Genomic DNA, 16,725 nt, shown 5'->3' on the forward strand with positions numbered 1-16,725 from the left:
ACATTCACAAAAGCCGGATCACCTTTATCAGGCCAGCTTTTCTTTTAGCCAGTCAACGACAACAAGCAACGCCCGGTGGTAACCATCGTACAGCGGTTTCTCCGCTATGGTCACCGCTTTACCGCCATAGCTCGACATCGCGATCAATTGGTTATCCATTTCGGTACAGACAGGATCGTTTTTCAGACCAATCCCCAGCATAGGAACATCCACCTTACGTCGTGCCAACAGTCCCTGCTGTTTTAGCGACCATGCCGACAAGTGTGATGTCAGACTCGCCTGGGATACCCCGTTCTTACCCATTCGAGAGGCAAGCATATCGAGGTACATACGAGGCATCGCATTCAATCGTTTGGAATCGGTAAGGATACTGTGGATCACGCCACCAAGGCTGACACAAGTCTTAAGTCGCCCCGGCTCCAGGAAACCAAGTCGAATCGCAGCATTACCGCCAAAACGGAAGCCAAGCATAGCGACCCGGGTATGATCGACCCAAGGCACTTCTTTGATCTGCTGGAGCAATGCCTGGTGCAAGCGGCTGGTGTCTTCTGTCAGAGCCCAGGCTGAACTGTGGCCGACTGAAGGCATATCCAATGTCACCATGGCAAAACCGGCCGGAGCCAGGTAGTCGTGATACAAACGCCACATGTCAGACTGCAAAGCATCCAGGCCACCACTAACGATAACGGTCGGCAACAACTTGTCTGTGCGGTGCATATGAATAAAGGCCTGAAAGGTTTTACCTTCATATTTCACGTCGATGGTGCGCATCTTGTGCGGCATGTAAGAAATGGCTTCCCGGTATGTCTGGTTAGCCTGCAGTTCTGCCTGTCCGGCAAGGGTATCACCTTTCAGGTGCGGATAAGCTCCGACACTATAGTACATACTGGCAGTCAGCAGCATTTCCGCAGCTTTTTCTGATTCACCGGCATTCACCAAATCACGGGCTGTTTTCTGGTACATCGCCCCGGCTTGGCTCCACTCATAAACCCAGTTACCCGGCTTATAACCAATTACCGTATCAAGCAACTCATCACTGGTTCTCGGAGCCTCTGAATTCGCCATGCGGGATAAGATCGCTTCTTGTTCAATCGGATCGATTCCCTGCCACGCCCATTGCGGACGCCTTAGCATCCGGTACCAGCCTTTCTCACTATCGCCATCGATCGCGTTATGGATCGGTTTAGCATTAGCATGGGCTAATTTGACCAAGCTGGAAGTTTCTTTTGATGTTTGGCGCGGCGCAAACAGCTTTTCAGATAAATTGGTTTTGGATGGTTCTGACACGGTACGCTCCATTTTCAAGTCTATCTATAACGTATTGCCCCTGAGAATGAACCTACTGAATAAGAGATATCAGCATTAGAAGACAGAGGCTATGTACGTAAAGATATTTATAGCAAAAGTATACCATCCAACAGTAGGTTGCAGTGTGCGCATCGAAACAAAAACATATCGCAAGTCTTAATCTGACAACAACTGGTAGCAGGAATAATCCCACTGATTTCTTATCCTAAGCTATGCTGATACTACTGTTAGTATTTTATACGGTGATGATTGTATGAAAAAAATACTCGGTATATTTGGCTTAATGTTGTTTTCAGGATCGGTTTTCGCTTTTGGTAGCGGAGGGGTATTAGGTGGAAATCCTGGCGAAGCTTCCGGCGCAGTAAACGCTAAAATCGCAGTCTGCCTGAATGCTTCCGGAGAGCAAATCCCTGGGTCTTACCAAACCAAACTCAACAGGCAATGTGAACTGACCGGTCGGGACATGATCGATCTTATCAACTACAACAACTTTTACCGTAACAAACCTAATGGTGAATCTCTGTCTGATATTCGTGCTAAGCGCAACAGTTAGACAGGTAACAGACGAGCATAAAAAAGGAGCCGGGTGGCTCCTTTTTTATCAGCATGTTAAATACTAATCAGTATCAGCGCTTATCGCTTCGCGATTGGATCAACAAAAGTTACAGCCATATCCCATGGCTGCTCGATCCACGTATCCTGAGCGATATCAACAACGTAATCATCTACCAAGTGCTTACCAGCTGGTTTTGCACATACAGTAACGAACTTCGCTTTAGGATACATAGCACGGATCATTTCAGCAGTGCCACCGGTATCAACCAGGTCATCAACAACCAGGAAGCCTTCACCGTCACCTTCAGCCTGCTTCAGTACTTTCATGTCACGCTGGTGATCATGGTCGTAGCTTGAGATGCAAACCGTATCAACATAGCGAATACCAAGCTCACGAGCCAGGATTGCAGAAGGAACCAGACCACCGCGGCTAACAGCAATGATGCCTTTCCATTGCTCAGCCGGAAGCAGTTTCTCTGCCAGCTGGCGAGTGTACATTTGCATGTTGTCCCAAGTGATGACGAATTTATTACTCATATCCGATGAACCTCTGAGTCAGCGAAACGTACGCTGAATATATTTTTAAAACTGTTATAAGAAGATAATTTTAGCAACAAACAAGGCTGCGATAACCCAGACGCTAATATTTACATCTCTTCCCTTGCCACTCATAACTTTGACAGCAGCATATGTGATAAAGCCAAGGCCGATACCTTCAGCGATGGAGTATGTTAATGGCATTAAAAGGCAAACTACAACAACAGGTGCCGCTTCTGTTAAGTCACGCCAGTCTACACTGACCAAACCCGACATCATAAGGATAGCCACATAGAACAATGCACCTGCAGTCGCATAAGCAGGAACCATTCCTGCCAGCGGAGCAAAGAACAGAGCCAGCAGGAACAATACGCCTACGGTAACAGCCGTCAGGCCGGTACGTCCGCCAACCGCAACACCAGAAACACTTTCAACAAATGATGTAGTGTTTGAAGTACCCAGCACAGCACCAATTGAAGTTGCCGTACTATCCGCCAGCAGAGCACGGTTAAGGCGAGGCAGCTTACCGTCTTCGCCGATCAGCTCAGCTTTAGTTGCGACTCCCACCAGCGTTCCTGCAGTATCGAACAAATCAACAAACAAGAAGGCAAACACAACAGAAACCAAACCGACTTCAAGTGCGCCGCCAAAATCCATCTGCATAAATGTCGGAGCCAGGCTTGGTGGCATAGACATCACACCAGCAAACTGGATATCGCCGAACAGAATTCCGAGAACAGTAACAGACAGAATCGCAATCAGTACCGCAGCTTTATAACCACGGTGTACCAGCGCAATTGTCAGGAAAAACCCCAGAGCAGCCATTACCGCCGGAAAGCTGGTTAGATCGCCGACATGAACCAAAGTTGCAGGATTATCAACCACAATGCCAGCACTCTGCAAGGCAATAAATGCCAAAAACAGACCTATACCAGCTGAAATACCGGTGCGAAGTGCGTTCGGAATGGCATTTATAATCCATTCACGCACTCGCAGAACACTCAGCGCAATAAAGCACAAACCAGACAGGAATACCGCCGCAAGCGCTACCTGCCAGGTATGCCCCATACCCAGAACAACACTGTAGGTAAAGAAAGCATTCAACCCCATACCCGGAGCCTGAGCGACCGGATAGTTCGCCACAAAGCCCATGATAAAACAGCCAACCATCGCTGCCAGACAGGTAGCGACGAACACCGCTCCCTGATCCATACCAGTAGTAGCCAGCATCGTCGGGTTAACGAAAATGATATAGGCCATTGTCAGAAAGGTCGTTAAACCTGCCAACATTTCAGTACGAACATCAGTGCCGTGTTCTTTCAGTTTGAATAGTTTCTCAAGCATTGCTCTCGGTTCCTTGGAGACATTTCGCCGCAAGTTAAAAAGTAAAACGTTTGCGCAAACGATTTTAGGCGACGATTATATGCGGCTTGCCTGTCAATTTCCAGAGATTAACGTAATTATCATTAGAGATTTCGGCCAACAGAGCAAAAAAACATCCAACCTAAAGTCACATTAAATTTATTCCCTTTAAAATCATCAACTTAACGTTTAGTTAACATATATAGGTACCGTAGCATTCAGCATTTTCTACTAGTACGCAAACGATAATATACATCAGGTTAAGTTTTTTATTGTCAGCTTGAAGCTATAGCCATAGTTATAAGGCTAAATTTAATGCAGATGGTGAGAGAAGGCTTATAAAGCCGTTTTTTTAGAAGAAGGAAATAAAAAAAACGCCACTTCAAACTGAAGTGGCGTAAGAATGTGTTGAATAACCAATTAGCGAGGGTATTCCGAATTCTCAAATCATAAAGGGGGTGAACAATACTGCTCGAACACCATGCCTGACTACCAGAGCCCGGCACAGTATCAAGAATTAGTAGCCGAAATAGCTTGGGTACTGGAAGTTTGCTGTGTACACAGAACGGTTATTCCAAAAATTTGCAATTGAATCAAATACTTTCATTTCTATCACCTTTAAATATTAAGTTTACTAAACACACATACATTTCGTGCTCAGCCATAGTGGCTTGACTTAATCTCAGTTCCTTGGAGGCGATACCTCGGGCTCGTCCTAAGCAGTTTCTGTGTATTTCTGTCTTCACCAGAAGATGTGTAAACTATACCCATCTCGTAATTAAGTTACAAGCATTTTCTTTAACTGCGTCACACTTTTTTTATTTATGTGCACTTGGACATACTTTTCTGTAATTTTATTACATTATCAATAGCGAGAATACGTCTCATTAGATGACATGAACTGGTTGAAAATTACGAAACGAATATTGAATAACTAAACGCAACAAAGGGATATAAGCACAAGGATATGACAAAAGAGTGAATACTCTGTTTTATTTAAGTGCAATCAATAGCACATCTTTCAACCTCAAAATCATCACTTCTTGCCAGTGATCACAAACTTAATCCCTGTATTTAGCTTTTTAAGATTTCACTATCACAGGCTTATCACCCGGTGGTATGCTTGAATCAATCGCGATAGATTAATCTGCTGCAATTACCAGCCCATTGGTTGATCTTCAGCTAATGGATCGCTTTAGCCCAAAAGTTTATAAGGGAGAATGCTGTGTCTGAAATCAGTCAACTGTCACCACAACCTGTGTGGCAATTCTTCGATCAAATCTGTTCTATTCCACATCCATCAAAGCATGAAGAACAGCTCGCTCAACATATTGTGAAATTTGCTGAAAGCGAAGGTCTTGAAGTTCGCCGTGACGCTACTGGTAACGTATTTATTAAGAAGCCAGCTACGCCAGGTATGGAAAACCGTAAAGGTGTAGTACTTCAAGCGCACATTGATATGGTGCCGCAGAAAAACGAAGACACCGACCACGACTTCCTGACCGATCCAATCCAGCCGTATGTCGACGGTGAATGGGTAACAGCAAAAGGAACAACCCTGGGTGCCGACAACGGTATTGGTATGGCGACTTGCCTGGCCGTATTGGCATCGAAAGATATTGAGCACGGTCCGCTTGAAGTCCTGCTGACTATTGATGAAGAAGCCGGCATGACCGGTGCGTTCGGCCTTGAACAGGGTTGGCTGGAAGGTGACATCCTTCTAAACACTGATTCAGAGCAGGAAGGCGAAGTTTACATGGGCTGTGCCGGTGGTGTAGACGGTTCTATCACTCTGCCTTTAGAGCGTGAAGCGGTTCCAACCGAACACGCTGCAGTAAAACTGGTGATTAAAGGCCTGAAAGGCGGTCACTCTGGCTGTGACATTCACACCGGTCGCGGCAACGCGAACAAACTGCTGGGTCGCTTCCTGTTCGGCCACGCTGAAGAACTAGGTCTTCGCCTGACTTCACTAAGCGGCGGTAGCCTGCGTAACGCTATTCCTCGTGAAGCTTTCGCAATGGCAACCCTGCCAGCTAAAAATGTCGACAAGCTAAATGAGCTGTTCACTTACTACCAATCAATCCTGGCTGCGGAGCTGGGCAAAATAGAAACAGACATCAACCTATTTATTGAACCAGCTGAGCTACCAGCTGACGTGATGACTGAAGCAGTTCAGAAACGCCTTCTTGCTGCACTAAACGCTTGCCCTAACGGTGTACTGCGTATGAGTGATGAAGTTGAAGGTGTAGTTGAAACATCACTGAACGTTGGTGTGATCACAACAGAAGCAGACAAAATCACTATTCTTTGTCTGATCCGTTCTTTGATCGATACTGGCCGCAGTAATGTGGAAGGTATGCTGAAAGCAGTCGCTGAGCTGGCTGGTGCTGAATGTGAATTCTCTGGCGCTTACCCAGGCTGGAAACCGGATGCAGACTCTGAAGTAATGCACCTGTTCCGTGATACATATAAAGGTATCTACGGCAGAACACCGAACATCATGGTGATCCACGCAGGTCTGGAATGTGGTCTGTTCAAGAAACCATATCCAACCATGGATATGCTGTCTTTCGGCCCGACCATCAAGTTCCCTCACTCTCCTGATGAGAAAGTGAACATTGAAACTGTCGGCCTGTTCTGGGAACAGATGATTGCAATCCTGAAGAACATTCCGGTTAAGGCATAAGTATCAGGATACAAGTGATAAAAGGCGAGTTTCGATACTCGCCTTTTTTATACCCAATTGGATAGTAAAACCCTACTTTAGAAAGGTTACTGTTAAACCTAGTTTGATTAAAAACCTTCGAAAGAAAGCTGCTGCGCCTTAAGCCCGAGCTCTAATCCTACACTCAGGCCTATCAGGCGGATTTCCCGTCCTTTCTGACGAGTTAAGGCTTCTGTCAGCAATGCGACAAACTGACTCTTATCCAGCTTTGGCTGGCCATGTTCAACTGTGGTTTGCTGAAAGTCCGCAAACTTCACCTTAATTCCCTGCTTAGCAATATTAAGATCAGGGCGAACCCGGCGAAGGCGCTTTTCGAGCTCAGGAAACAAACTTTCCACCACCTGCCAGCACTCGTCATAGCTGCTGATATTCTTAGAAAAGGTCCGCTCGACCCCAACTGATTTACGCTCCCGCTCAACAACAACTTCACGATTGTCGAGACCATGCGCTCGTGACCACAACGACTGGCCGAACTTACCGAACTGTTGCAACAACAAATGATGATCATAATTCTGCACATCACGCCCGACATACAAACCACGTTCATGAAGCTTTTGGATCGTGACCTTCCCTACTCCGGGGATCTTTTCCAGCTTCAAATCGGCAACAAAATCCGGCACCTCATCAGGAATGACGACAAACTGACCATCCGGCTTATTCAGATCAGAAGCCACCTTGGCAATAAACTTCACCGGTGCGACACCAGCAGACGCTGTCAAATCCAACTCTTCCCGAATTGCCCGGCGGATATCCTCGGCAATCAAGGTGGCCGAGCCATGCAGCAGCTCGCAATCGGTGACATCAAGGTAGGCTTCATCAAGGGACAGAGGCTCTATCTTGTCGGTATAACGCTGAAAGATAGCCCTGATTTGCTGGGAGACTTCTTTATAAACAGACATCCTGCCGGCAACTAACGTCAGGTGCGGGCACAACTTCATCGCCTGAGCTGTCGGCATCGCCGAACGTACCCCATACTTACGAGCCAGGTAATTACAGGTACTGATCACGCCCCTTTGCTCTGAGCGGCCGCCGATAGCGATAGGAATATCACGTAGCTCAGGGTTATCCCGCATCTCTACGGCCGCAAAAAAGCAGTCCATATCAATATGGATAATTTTCCGTTGCAGGTTGGAAGTCGGTGTTTGCTGCACCATGATTAAAATCGCTACCGGCCGTGATGAAGGTTCAAACAAGGTGATACAGTTTATCACTGTTTTTATATACAGTAATTATTATAGAAAGTTTTTTCAGAAGGAATCAACGTCTGTTATCAAAACTGACAGCCCGGCTTGCCGCACTTCTGACAACAATGTTATTAGTTTATATTTATAACCATAAGAATACTGGTGATTTGCCAGTTTCAGATAAGGATTCGAGATGTCGCGGTATAAAATACTGGTTGTTGAAGACAGCAGAGCCTTCAGAAACTATCTGTGTTTCCAGCTGAATCAAGCCGGATTCCAGCCAGTGTTTGCCGACAGCATCAAACAAGCGAAAGCCATTCTGAGCAACGAGCAAGACTTTCTCTGCGCTGTGCTTGACTACTGCCTGCCCGACGGTCAGGACGGAGAAATCATTGATCTCATCCTCAGCCAGAACATAAAGGTCATCGTTCTGACCGCCCAATTCAGCCGGAAAATACGCGATACCGTGCTGTCAAAAGGAGTGATTGATTACCTGCTCAAAGACAGTCCGGCCTCAGTCGCTTACCTCACCCCGCTGTTACAACGACTGGAAGCTAATTTCCGCCACAAAGCGATGGTGGTTGAAGACTCTGCAACAGTACGTCGTTATCTGGTTAACCTGCTGCAAAAGCAGAACCTGGAAACTATTTCGGCACACAATGGGAAAGACGCACTGAAATTACTGGCTCAACATCCGGACATCACGCTGATCATCACCGACAATGATATGCCTGAAAAAGATGGCCTCACCCTGATCAGGGAAATTCGCCAGCAATATAACCGCAACCAAATTGCGATACTTGGCCTGTCCGGCAGCAACTACAGCACTGTCACCCCCTTGTTTCTGAAAGCCGGCGCAAATGACTTCCTGAAAAAACCATTTAACCAGGAAGAGTTCTATTGTCGTATTCATCATATGCTCAATATGAAAGATACATCTGACAAGCTCTACCGAATGGCGAATCAGGATGCTCTGACCGGATTATGGAACCGACGCTATTTCTTTGATCAAGGCTGCGCTGACAGTTGCTGCAAAAGCCGTAACATTGCCATGCTGGACATCGACTTTTTCAAAAAGGTCAATGATACCTACGGTCATGATGCCGGTGATGTCGTGCTGGTGCATGTCAGTCAGCAACTGCAACACCATTTTCCGGATACCGATGCCACCGTTGCCCGTTTTGGTGGCGAAGAGTTCTGCATTCAGAGCTGTCTCGGTAAAGAATTATTTATCAACCAGTTGGAAAAACTGCGCGTCTGTATTGAAGAGCTGGTTATTGAGTATCAGAACGCCCCTATAAAGGTGACCATCAGTATTGGCGTTGCCAGTGGTGCCAAACCCTTGGGTGAGCTGCTAAAAGCAGCCGATGACGCGCTCTATGACGCCAAGCAAAACGGTCGAAACCAGCTAAAGCTGGCAGCTGCCTAGTCCCTTTCCATCCCAAGTAAATCCTTTTCTCAGGACGGGACAAGCAATAAATACAAAAAGCCCGGGCACAAACCCGGGCTTTAGTATTCTTTATCTTCAGATCTGACATGGAAGCAATCACCACCGCCATAAACAGTGGTTTAGGAATGACAACCAAAAATCAAATGATCTGGTTCTTTTTCCACTCAGCTTGTTTTGCCGCTCGTGCTTCACGCTTTTTACGTGCATCACATGGTTCCGGGCAATCACACTCTTTGGCAATGCCGATACCGTCTAGGCCACCGCAGCTGCCGCTAACTGTCTTACGCTGAAAAATATAGCCGACGGCCATTGCAACGATCACCAGCAAAAAGACGGCAAAGGTGGTTAGATATACAACCATGATATTTCTCTACTTCTTCTGCAAATAGGGAACAAAGGCATCAGATTTATACTCTGCGTATCCTTGCTCAGTTTTCACCACCAGCAGAACCGGCAGTTTCTCTTTCTTCGCCAACTCCAGCGTCTTCTTTTCGCCCATTACAGAAAAGGCGGTTGCCATTGCATCTGCCGTCATGCTCGACGGATGCAAAACCGTAACAGACACGACATGGTTAGAAATCGGCTTACAGGTTTTCGGATTGATCAGGTGCGAATAACGAACCCCATCTTCCTCGAAATAGTTTCGGTAATCTCCCGATGTTGCCACAGCCATGTTGCCCGGTTCAATAATTTCCTGCACCGCACGGCTACCGTCATCAGTTGGCTTCTCAATCGCAATACGCCATGGTGTACCTTCCAGGTTATTACCTTTCAGTCTCAGTTCACCACCGATTTCTACAAGATAATCAGCGGCATTCAGCTGCTCAAAGTAATCAGCAACCACGTCGACACCGAAGCCTTTGGCAATCGAAGACAGGTCAACATAAAGCTCAGGAATATCTTTCTTTAGTGTATTACCTTCAACAGAAAGATGGTGAATACCCACTATCTTTTTACGCTCAGCGATTTCTTCTGCCGTCGGGGTATGTTCCGGGCGGGCTTCAGGCCCAAAGCTCCACAAGTTCACCACAGGGCCAACAGTCACATCCAAAGCACCGTCAGTCAGCTTTGCCAGGCGAATCGCTTCTGTCACCACTTTAGCGGTATCGGCAGACACTTCAAACGGAGCATCACTCTTGTGCTGATTAAAACGGCTCAGTTCAGAGTGCTTGCGATAAGTCGACATCTGGTCATTAACCAGCTCGAGACGACGATCAATTTCAGCCTGCATCTCTTCAGCCGACGGTAATCCTTCCTGATTAATCACCTTAATCGAGTAATAGGTGCCCATAGTCGAGCCACTCAAGTGAACCATCTCTCGCTGATCACTACAGCCGGACAGGATAAAAGCAAAAACAAGCAACCAAATTGCTTTGCTCAGGAACGTTTTCATTCAACAACTCCCAAAAGGAAATACATCAATTTTTGTTGTGGTTGTCGCCATCGAGTAGTCGAAAACGAAAACCAGAATATACTCAAGTAACCTCAACATAGAGACTTAAAGGCAAAGTCACTTGGGTATATAAACATTCAGGACGAAAAAAGGCTGGCCCGAACAGGACCAGCCAGTTTCTTTCTGTGGGTGTAGCTAATTAGCCACCGAAATCATCCAGAAGGATGTTTTCGTCTTCAACACCTAGATCTTTCAGCATGCCGATAACAGCTGCGTTCATCATCGGTGGACCACACATGTAGTATTCACAGTCTTCTGGTGCTTCGTGATCCTTCAAGTAGTTCTCGTAGATCACGTTGTGAATGAAGCCTGTGTAACCATCCCAGTTATCTTCTGGAAGAGGATCTGACAGGGCAACATGCCACTCGAAGTTCTCGTTGTCTGCTGCCAGCGTGTCGAAATCTTCAACGTAGAACATTTCACGCTTAGAGCGGGCACCGTACCAGTAAGTCATCTTACGCTTAGACTTCAGACGAAGAAGCTGATCGAAGATGTGAGAACGCATCGGAGCCATACCAGCACCACCACCGATGAATACCATTTCGTTGTCAGTGTCTTTAGCGAAGAACTCACCAAACGGACCAGAAATAGTACACGTGTCGCCAGATTTCAGTGACCAGATGTATGAAGACATCACACCTGGTGGCACGTCAGGGTTGTTTGGCGGCGGTGTTGCAATACGTACATTAAGCTTAATCAGGCCTTTCTCTTCTGGGTATGACGCCATAGAGTAAGCACGGATTGACGGCTCTTTTACGATTGACTCGTAACGGAACAGATTGAACTTGTCCCAATCTTCACGATATTCCTCAGGAATATCAAAGTCAGCGTATTTAATGTGATGCGGTTCAGCTTCAATCTGAATATAACCACCGGCACGGAAAGGAACTTCCTCGCCTTCAGGAATTTGCAGCACAAGCTCTTTGATGAAGGTCGCTTGGTTGTCGTTAGAAAGAACTGTACATTCCCACTTCTTAACACCAAAGATTTCTTCTGGCAGCTCGATTTCCATGTCAGATTTCACGTTTACCTGACAAGCAAGACGTTCGCCTTCACGCGCTTCACCTTTAGTGATGTGATCAAGTTCTGTCGGCAGAATGTCACCGCCACCAGATTTAACTTTCACACGACACTGACCACATGAGCCACCGCCACCACATGCAGATGATACAAAAATACCATTTGCAGAAAGAGCACTTAGTAGTTTGTCACCGGCAGCAGTTGTAATTGCTTTTTCCGGATCACCATTTACTGAGATAGTAATATCACCTGATGGTACCAGCTTAGATTTAGCGAAAAGAATCACTAAAACTAGAGCCAGGATAATCAAGGTGAACATGACTACGCCAAGAATAATATCCATTGACTATTCCTATTATCCTGATTACAGCTGTACGCCAGAGAAAGACATAAAGCCTAACGCCATAAGACCAACAGTGATGAAAGTAATACCCAAACCACGCAAGCCTGCTGGTACGTCTGAGTACTTCATCTTTTCACGAATACCGGCAAGGGCAACGATTGCTAGCATCCAACCAGTACCAGAACCGATACCGTAAACTACAGACTCTAAGAAGTTATAGTCACGCTGTACCATGAAAGATACACCACCGAAGATTGCACAGTTAACAGTGATCAGCGGCAGGAAGATACCCAATGCGTTGTATAGCGGCGGAAAGAAGCGGTCCAGAACCATTTCAAGAATCTGTACCAGTGCAGCAATAACACCGATAAAGGTAATGAAGTTCAAGAAGCTCAGATCAACGCCTTCGACCAATGCACCGTCTTTCAGCAATAGGTTGTAAACCAGGTTGTTCACCGGTACCGCAATCGTCAGTACAACGATTACTGCAACACCCAGACCGAAAGAGGTCTTAACTTTCTTAGATACCGCCAGGAAGGTACACATACCCAAGAAGAACGAAAGTGCCATGTTCTCGATGAAAATCGAACGAACTAAAAGGCTTAGATAATGTTCCATGTTCCCCTTACTCCTTCGCTTCTACTTGTTCTGGACGGAAAGTACGGATAGCCCAGATCATGAAACCAATCAGGAAGAAAGCAGATGGTGCTAATAGCATAATACCGTTAGGCTGGTACCAGCCACCTTCAGAGATCAGAGGCAGAACCTGCATACCGAATAGCTTGCCAGAACCCAGTAGTTCACGGAAGAAACCAACAGTGATAAGTACGAAACCATAACCCAGACCGTTGCCGATACCATCGATAAGCGATGGCAGTGGCGCTGATTTCATTGCGTATGCTTCTGCACGACCCATTACGATACAGTTGGTAATGATCAGACCAACGAATACAGAAAGCTGTTTAGAGATATCGTAAACAAAAGCTTTCAGTACCTGGTCAACAACGATTACCAGTGATGCGATGATTGCCATCTGAGCAATAATACGCACGCTGTTTGGAATGTGGTTACGGATCAGTGATACGAACAAGTTAGAAAACGCAGTAACAAAAGTTACCGCCAGCGTCATAACAAATGCTGTTTCAAGCTTAGTCGTCACTGCCAAAGCAGAACACACACCTAGAATCTGAAGCGCGATCGGGTTGTTATCGATAAACGGCGCAAACAGAATCTTCTTCATTTCTTTAGTATCAGCCATTGTTTAGGCCTCCTTCACGCACTTTAGCTAGGAATGGACCAAAGCCCATATCACCCAACCAGAAGTCGAAGGTTTGCTGAACACCATTACCTGTTAATGTCGCACCAGACAAACCGTCTACACCGTGGATGTCGCCTTCACGAGCGCCACCTTTAACAATACTGATAGCTGGCTTGAAGTTGTCATCAAACAGTTTCTTGCCAACAAACTGATCACGCCAGCTTGGGTTCTCAACTTCACCGCCAAGTCCAGGAGTTTCACCCTGCTCGTAGTAAGTGATACCAGAAACTGTGTTGCCGTCTGTTTCAACTGCAACGAAAGCGTACATCATTGACCACAGACCGTTACCGTGAATTGGCAGGATCAGTTTTTCAATGTTGTCACCAGCATCTTTAACCAGGTAAATCGTTGCAACATCAGCACGACGGATGATTTTTGCTACGTCCTGATCAGCAGTCAGTTTGATTGACTGAGCCGGATCTTTAGCAGCTACACGCTGCTTGTACTGCTCGGCAGTCTGACCGGCTTCAGTTGCTTCAACGAACTCACCGGTTTTCAGGTCAACCAGCTTAGGTTCGATGAACTGAGCGTAAGTTTCTTTAATGTCCGCGTCTTCAGAAAGAAGACCGGCAACAGAAAGAATGTTGCGCTGAACATCAAGCACAGCGTTCTGCTGCTGCAGCGGACGCAGGCTAACAGCTGCTGTTGAAACCACGATAGAGCACACCAGGCTCAGTGCGATAACAACAATCAGCGTTTTTTTAATGCTATCGTTATTACTTGACATGACGAGCCAGTCTCCGTTTGATGTTGCCTTGAACCACCAGGTTGTCAAATAGAGGAGCAAACAGGTTAGCGAATAGGATTGCCAGCATCATACCCTCTGGGTACGCCGGGTTAACTACACGAACCATAACTGCCATAGCGCCGATTAGTGCGCCATACCACCATTTACCTTTGTTAGTGAATGCTGCAGATACCGGGTCTGTTGCCATGAACATCATACCGAATGCAAAACCACCCAGAACCAGGTGCCAGTGCCATGGCATGCTGAACATTGCGTTAGTGTCTGAACCGATGATGTTGAACAAAGTAGCTGTCGCAATCATACCCAGCATAGTACCCGCGATGATGCGCCATGAAGCGATGCCCATGAACACGATCATTGCGCCACCTAGGATGATAGCAAGAGTAGAAACTTCACCGATTGAACCAGGGATGCTACCGATAAACGCGTCCATCCAGCTGATTGTCTCGCCTGTTACAGTGTTAAGCAGTGCAGACTGGCCGCCCTGTGCCCACTGGCTAAGTGCTGTTGCACCAGAGAAACCGTCAGCAGCTGTCCATACCAGGTCACCAGAGATCTGAGCCGGGTAAGCAAAGAACAGGAATGCACGGCCTGCAAGCGCAGGGTTCAGGAAGTTACGACCTGTACCACCGAAGATTTCTTTCGCAACAACAACACCGAAGGTAATACCCAGTGCAGCCTGCCAAAGTGGTAGTGTTGGCGGTACGATCAGTGCGAACAGGATAGAAGTAACAAAGAAACCTTCGTTAACTTCGTGCTTACGCACCATACAGAAAAGCACTTCCCAGAAACCACCTACAGCAAATACAACTGCGTAGATTGGCAGGAAGTAGGTAGCACCAAGTAGCATTTTGCTACCCCAGCCAGCGTCTGCTGACATTGTGCCGCCCAGCATTTGAGTCAGCCAGTAGTGCCAGTCGCCTGCGATAACCGCAGCCAGCTGCTCACCAGCATACATGTGGTTCAGCGCTACAATCGCCTGATGACCGGCGTTGTACATACCCCAGAACATTGCTGGGAATACGGCGAACCACACCATGATCATGATACGCTTCAGGTCGATGCTATCACGAACGTGTGAGCTAGAACGTGTAACCTGGCCCGGCGTATACATCAGAGTTGCAAACGCTTCGTAAAGCGCAAACCACTTCTCATGCTTACCACCCGGCTCAAAGTGGTGTTCAATTTGCTCTAGGAAATTCTTGAGGCTCATGAATTACCCTTCCTTCTCAATTGTGTCCAGGCACTCACGCAGAAGTGGACCAAACTCATACTTACCCGGGCATACAAATGTACACAGAGCCAGATCTTCTTCATCTAACTCCAGCGCACCCAGTTGCTGTGCACTATCAACGTCACCGGCACACAGGTCACGAAGCAATAGTGTCGGCTCGATATCAAGCGGCATAATGCGCTCGTAGTTACCGATTGGCACCATTGCACGCTCAGAACCGTTCGTGCTTGTAGTCATGTTGAACAGCTGACCAGGGAAGAACTGGCTTAGGAATGAACGAGTAACAGAGAACTTGTTCTTACCAGGCACGATCCAGCCAAGAAACTCTTTCTCGCGACCTTCACGCAGCGCAGAAACCTGAACGTTGTAACGGCCAAGGTAAGCGTGAGGTCCTACAGCATGAACACCATTCAGAACAGAACCGGAAAGCACACGTAGCTCACCAGGCATCATTTCAGAATCAGTCAGCTGCTCGATAGAAGCACCAAGACGGGTACGAACAAGACGAGGGTTGTTTACTACAGGACCTGCCAGAGAAACAACACGATCAGTGTATAGCTCACCAGTCAGGAACAGATTACCGAATGCAATCACGTCCTGATAATTGATATGCCATGCCACATGTTCAATGCTCGCGCCAAACAGAGTATGAATGTGCGTACCAACCAGACCTGCAGGGTGCGGGCCGTTGAATACGTGTTCTTCAATATTGGATTCGTTTGAACGAGGAAGGCTTGCACCAGATTTACAAACCATCACTTTACCGCTGGTCAGACGAGAAAGAAGCGTCAGACCGGCAACGAAAGCGTCGCTTTGCTCATTAATGATGACTTCTGGGTTAGCAGCCAGAGGGTTGGTGTCGATGGCAGTAACAAAGATAGCCTGTGTTTCAGCGTCGATAGCCGGGATCTTGCTGAAAGGACGCGTACGAAGCGCAGTCCACATACCAGACTCAACAAGCTGTTCCACGATAACTGAACGCTCAAGTTGAGCAAGCTGAGCTGCATCGTAACTGTTGAATGTTACCTGCTCGTCGCCTTCTACATCAATCACAACTGATTGCAGAACACGCTTCGCACCACGGTTGATTTCAGCAACCTTGCCGCTGGCTGGCGCAGTGAATTTAACGCCTGGATTCTTCTTATCTTCAAAAAGAACCTGACCTTTTTTCACTACATCCCCTACGCGGGTATGCATAGTAGGACGCATACCAACATATTCTTCGCCAAGCAAGGCGACTCGAGTGATGGCTTTACCATCATTTATCGCCTGGGTAGGAGTCCCTGAAATAGGGATATCCAGACCCTTTTTTATTGTAATCATACGCACTTGCACTACATTAAAGGGAAAAAGAACTTTCTATTGCGTAATTTAGACACGACTTTCCTTCGTCCGAAGCCGGTTCAACTCCACCACCGACACCGCAACATCCTATTTACTTATCCATCACACTTCTCATGACGAATATTTTTAAGGCCGCGATTCTAG

The 16,725-nt window shown here is 46.9% G+C and carries 15 protein-coding genes; 3 read left to right on the forward strand and 12 right to left on the reverse strand.

Annotated elements, in window-relative coordinates; genetic code table 11:
* Window positions 1-27: 27 nt before the first annotated feature.
* Entirely contained in the window at window positions 28-1,287 is a 1,260-nt protein-coding gene (frsA, locus tag C942_RS13735) for an esterase FrsA (RefSeq protein ID WP_007466563.1), read from the reverse strand.
* Between the two features lie 274 nt (window positions 1,288-1,561).
* Here frsA and C942_RS13740 point away from each other — a divergent pair, with 274 nt between their 5' ends.
* On the forward strand, window positions 1,562-1,861 hold the full coding sequence (locus tag C942_RS13740; protein WP_007466566.1) for a hypothetical protein: 300 nt from the start codon (window positions 1,562-1,564) through the stop codon (window positions 1,859-1,861).
* A gap of 80 nt (window positions 1,862-1,941) precedes the next feature.
* Here C942_RS13740 and gpt read toward each other — a convergent pair whose 3' ends face one another.
* Both gpt and C942_RS13750 read right to left on the reverse strand, forming a co-directional pair.
* On the reverse strand, window positions 1,942-2,400 hold the full coding sequence (gene gpt, locus C942_RS13745) for a xanthine phosphoribosyltransferase (RefSeq protein WP_007466568.1): 459 nt from the start codon (window positions 2,398-2,400) through the stop codon (window positions 1,942-1,944).
* Between the two features lie 54 nt (window positions 2,401-2,454).
* Window positions 2,455-3,744 (reverse strand): NCS2 family permease, encoded by a 1,290-nt coding sequence (locus C942_RS13750; RefSeq protein ID WP_007466570.1) that lies wholly within the window; start codon window positions 3,742-3,744, stop codon window positions 2,455-2,457.
* A gap of 1,243 nt (window positions 3,745-4,987) precedes the next feature.
* On the opposite strand from C942_RS13750, the gene C942_RS13755 reads away from it, so the two are divergent.
* Window positions 4,988-6,448 carry an aminoacyl-histidine dipeptidase gene (locus tag C942_RS13755; protein WP_007466571.1) on the forward strand — a complete coding sequence of 487 codons (1,461 nt, stop codon included), beginning with the start codon at window positions 4,988-4,990 and terminating at the stop codon, window positions 6,446-6,448.
* 107 nt (window positions 6,449-6,555) lie between these two features.
* On the opposite strand, the gene dinB is transcribed toward C942_RS13755, so the two are convergent.
* Window positions 6,556-7,641: a DNA polymerase IV gene (gene dinB / locus C942_RS13760; RefSeq protein WP_007466574.1), complete on the reverse strand. Its 1,086-nt coding sequence runs from the start codon at window positions 7,639-7,641 to the stop codon at window positions 6,556-6,558.
* 223 nt (window positions 7,642-7,864) lie between these two features.
* Here dinB and C942_RS13770 point away from each other — a divergent pair, with 223 nt between their 5' ends.
* Window positions 7,865-9,100: a GGDEF domain-containing response regulator gene (locus tag C942_RS13770; RefSeq protein ID WP_007466576.1), complete on the forward strand. Its 1,236-nt coding sequence runs from the start codon at window positions 7,865-7,867 to the stop codon at window positions 9,098-9,100.
* Between the two features lie 160 nt (window positions 9,101-9,260).
* Here the strand turns inward: C942_RS13770 and nqrM are convergent, their stop codons facing one another.
* The 8 genes from nqrM to C942_RS24925 all read right to left on the reverse strand — a co-directional run bounded on the left by nqrM (window position 9,261) and on the right by C942_RS24925 (window position 16,560).
* Window positions 9,261-9,482 (reverse strand): (Na+)-NQR maturation NqrM, encoded by a 222-nt coding sequence (nqrM, locus tag C942_RS13775; protein ID WP_007466579.1) that lies wholly within the window; start codon window positions 9,480-9,482, stop codon window positions 9,261-9,263.
* A gap of 9 nt (window positions 9,483-9,491) precedes the next feature.
* Complete coding sequence (locus C942_RS13780; protein ID WP_007466581.1) at window positions 9,492-10,514, reverse strand: FAD:protein FMN transferase; 1,023 nt, start codon at window positions 10,512-10,514, stop codon at window positions 9,492-9,494.
* A 199-nt stretch (window positions 10,515-10,713) separates the two neighbouring features.
* Window positions 10,714-11,937, reverse strand: coding sequence for an NADH:ubiquinone reductase (Na(+)-transporting) subunit F (nqrF, locus tag C942_RS13785; protein ID WP_007466584.1), 1,224 nt, complete (start codon window positions 11,935-11,937; stop codon window positions 10,714-10,716).
* Window positions 11,938-11,958: 21 nt separating this feature from the next.
* On the reverse strand, window positions 11,959-12,555 hold the full coding sequence (gene nqrE / locus C942_RS13790; protein ID WP_007466586.1) for an NADH:ubiquinone reductase (Na(+)-transporting) subunit E: 597 nt from the start codon (window positions 12,553-12,555) through the stop codon (window positions 11,959-11,961).
* 7 nt (window positions 12,556-12,562) lie between these two features.
* Window positions 12,563-13,195, reverse strand: a complete 633-nt coding sequence (locus tag C942_RS13795) for an NADH:ubiquinone reductase (Na(+)-transporting) subunit D (protein WP_007466587.1) — start codon at window positions 13,193-13,195, stop codon at window positions 12,563-12,565.
* Window positions 13,188-13,982, reverse strand: a complete 795-nt coding sequence (locus C942_RS13800; RefSeq protein WP_007466588.1) for a Na(+)-translocating NADH-quinone reductase subunit C — start codon at window positions 13,980-13,982, stop codon at window positions 13,188-13,190. Before C942_RS13800 ends, C942_RS13795 begins: the two co-directional genes overlap by 8 nt.
* Complete coding sequence (locus tag C942_RS24920) at window positions 13,972-15,216, reverse strand: NADH:ubiquinone reductase (Na(+)-transporting) subunit B (RefSeq protein ID WP_007466589.1); 1,245 nt, start codon at window positions 15,214-15,216, stop codon at window positions 13,972-13,974. The genes C942_RS13800 and C942_RS24920 overlap by 11 nt, the downstream gene beginning before the upstream one ends.
* Window positions 15,217-15,219: 3 nt before the next feature.
* Entirely contained in the window at window positions 15,220-16,560 is a 1,341-nt protein-coding gene (locus tag C942_RS24925) for a Na(+)-translocating NADH-quinone reductase subunit A (protein ID WP_007466590.1), read from the reverse strand.
* Window positions 16,561-16,725 lie beyond the last annotated feature (165 nt).

Source organism: Photobacterium marinum, assembly GCF_000331515.1.
Taxonomy (GTDB): domain Bacteria; phylum Pseudomonadota; class Gammaproteobacteria; order Enterobacterales; family Vibrionaceae; genus Photobacterium; species Photobacterium marinum.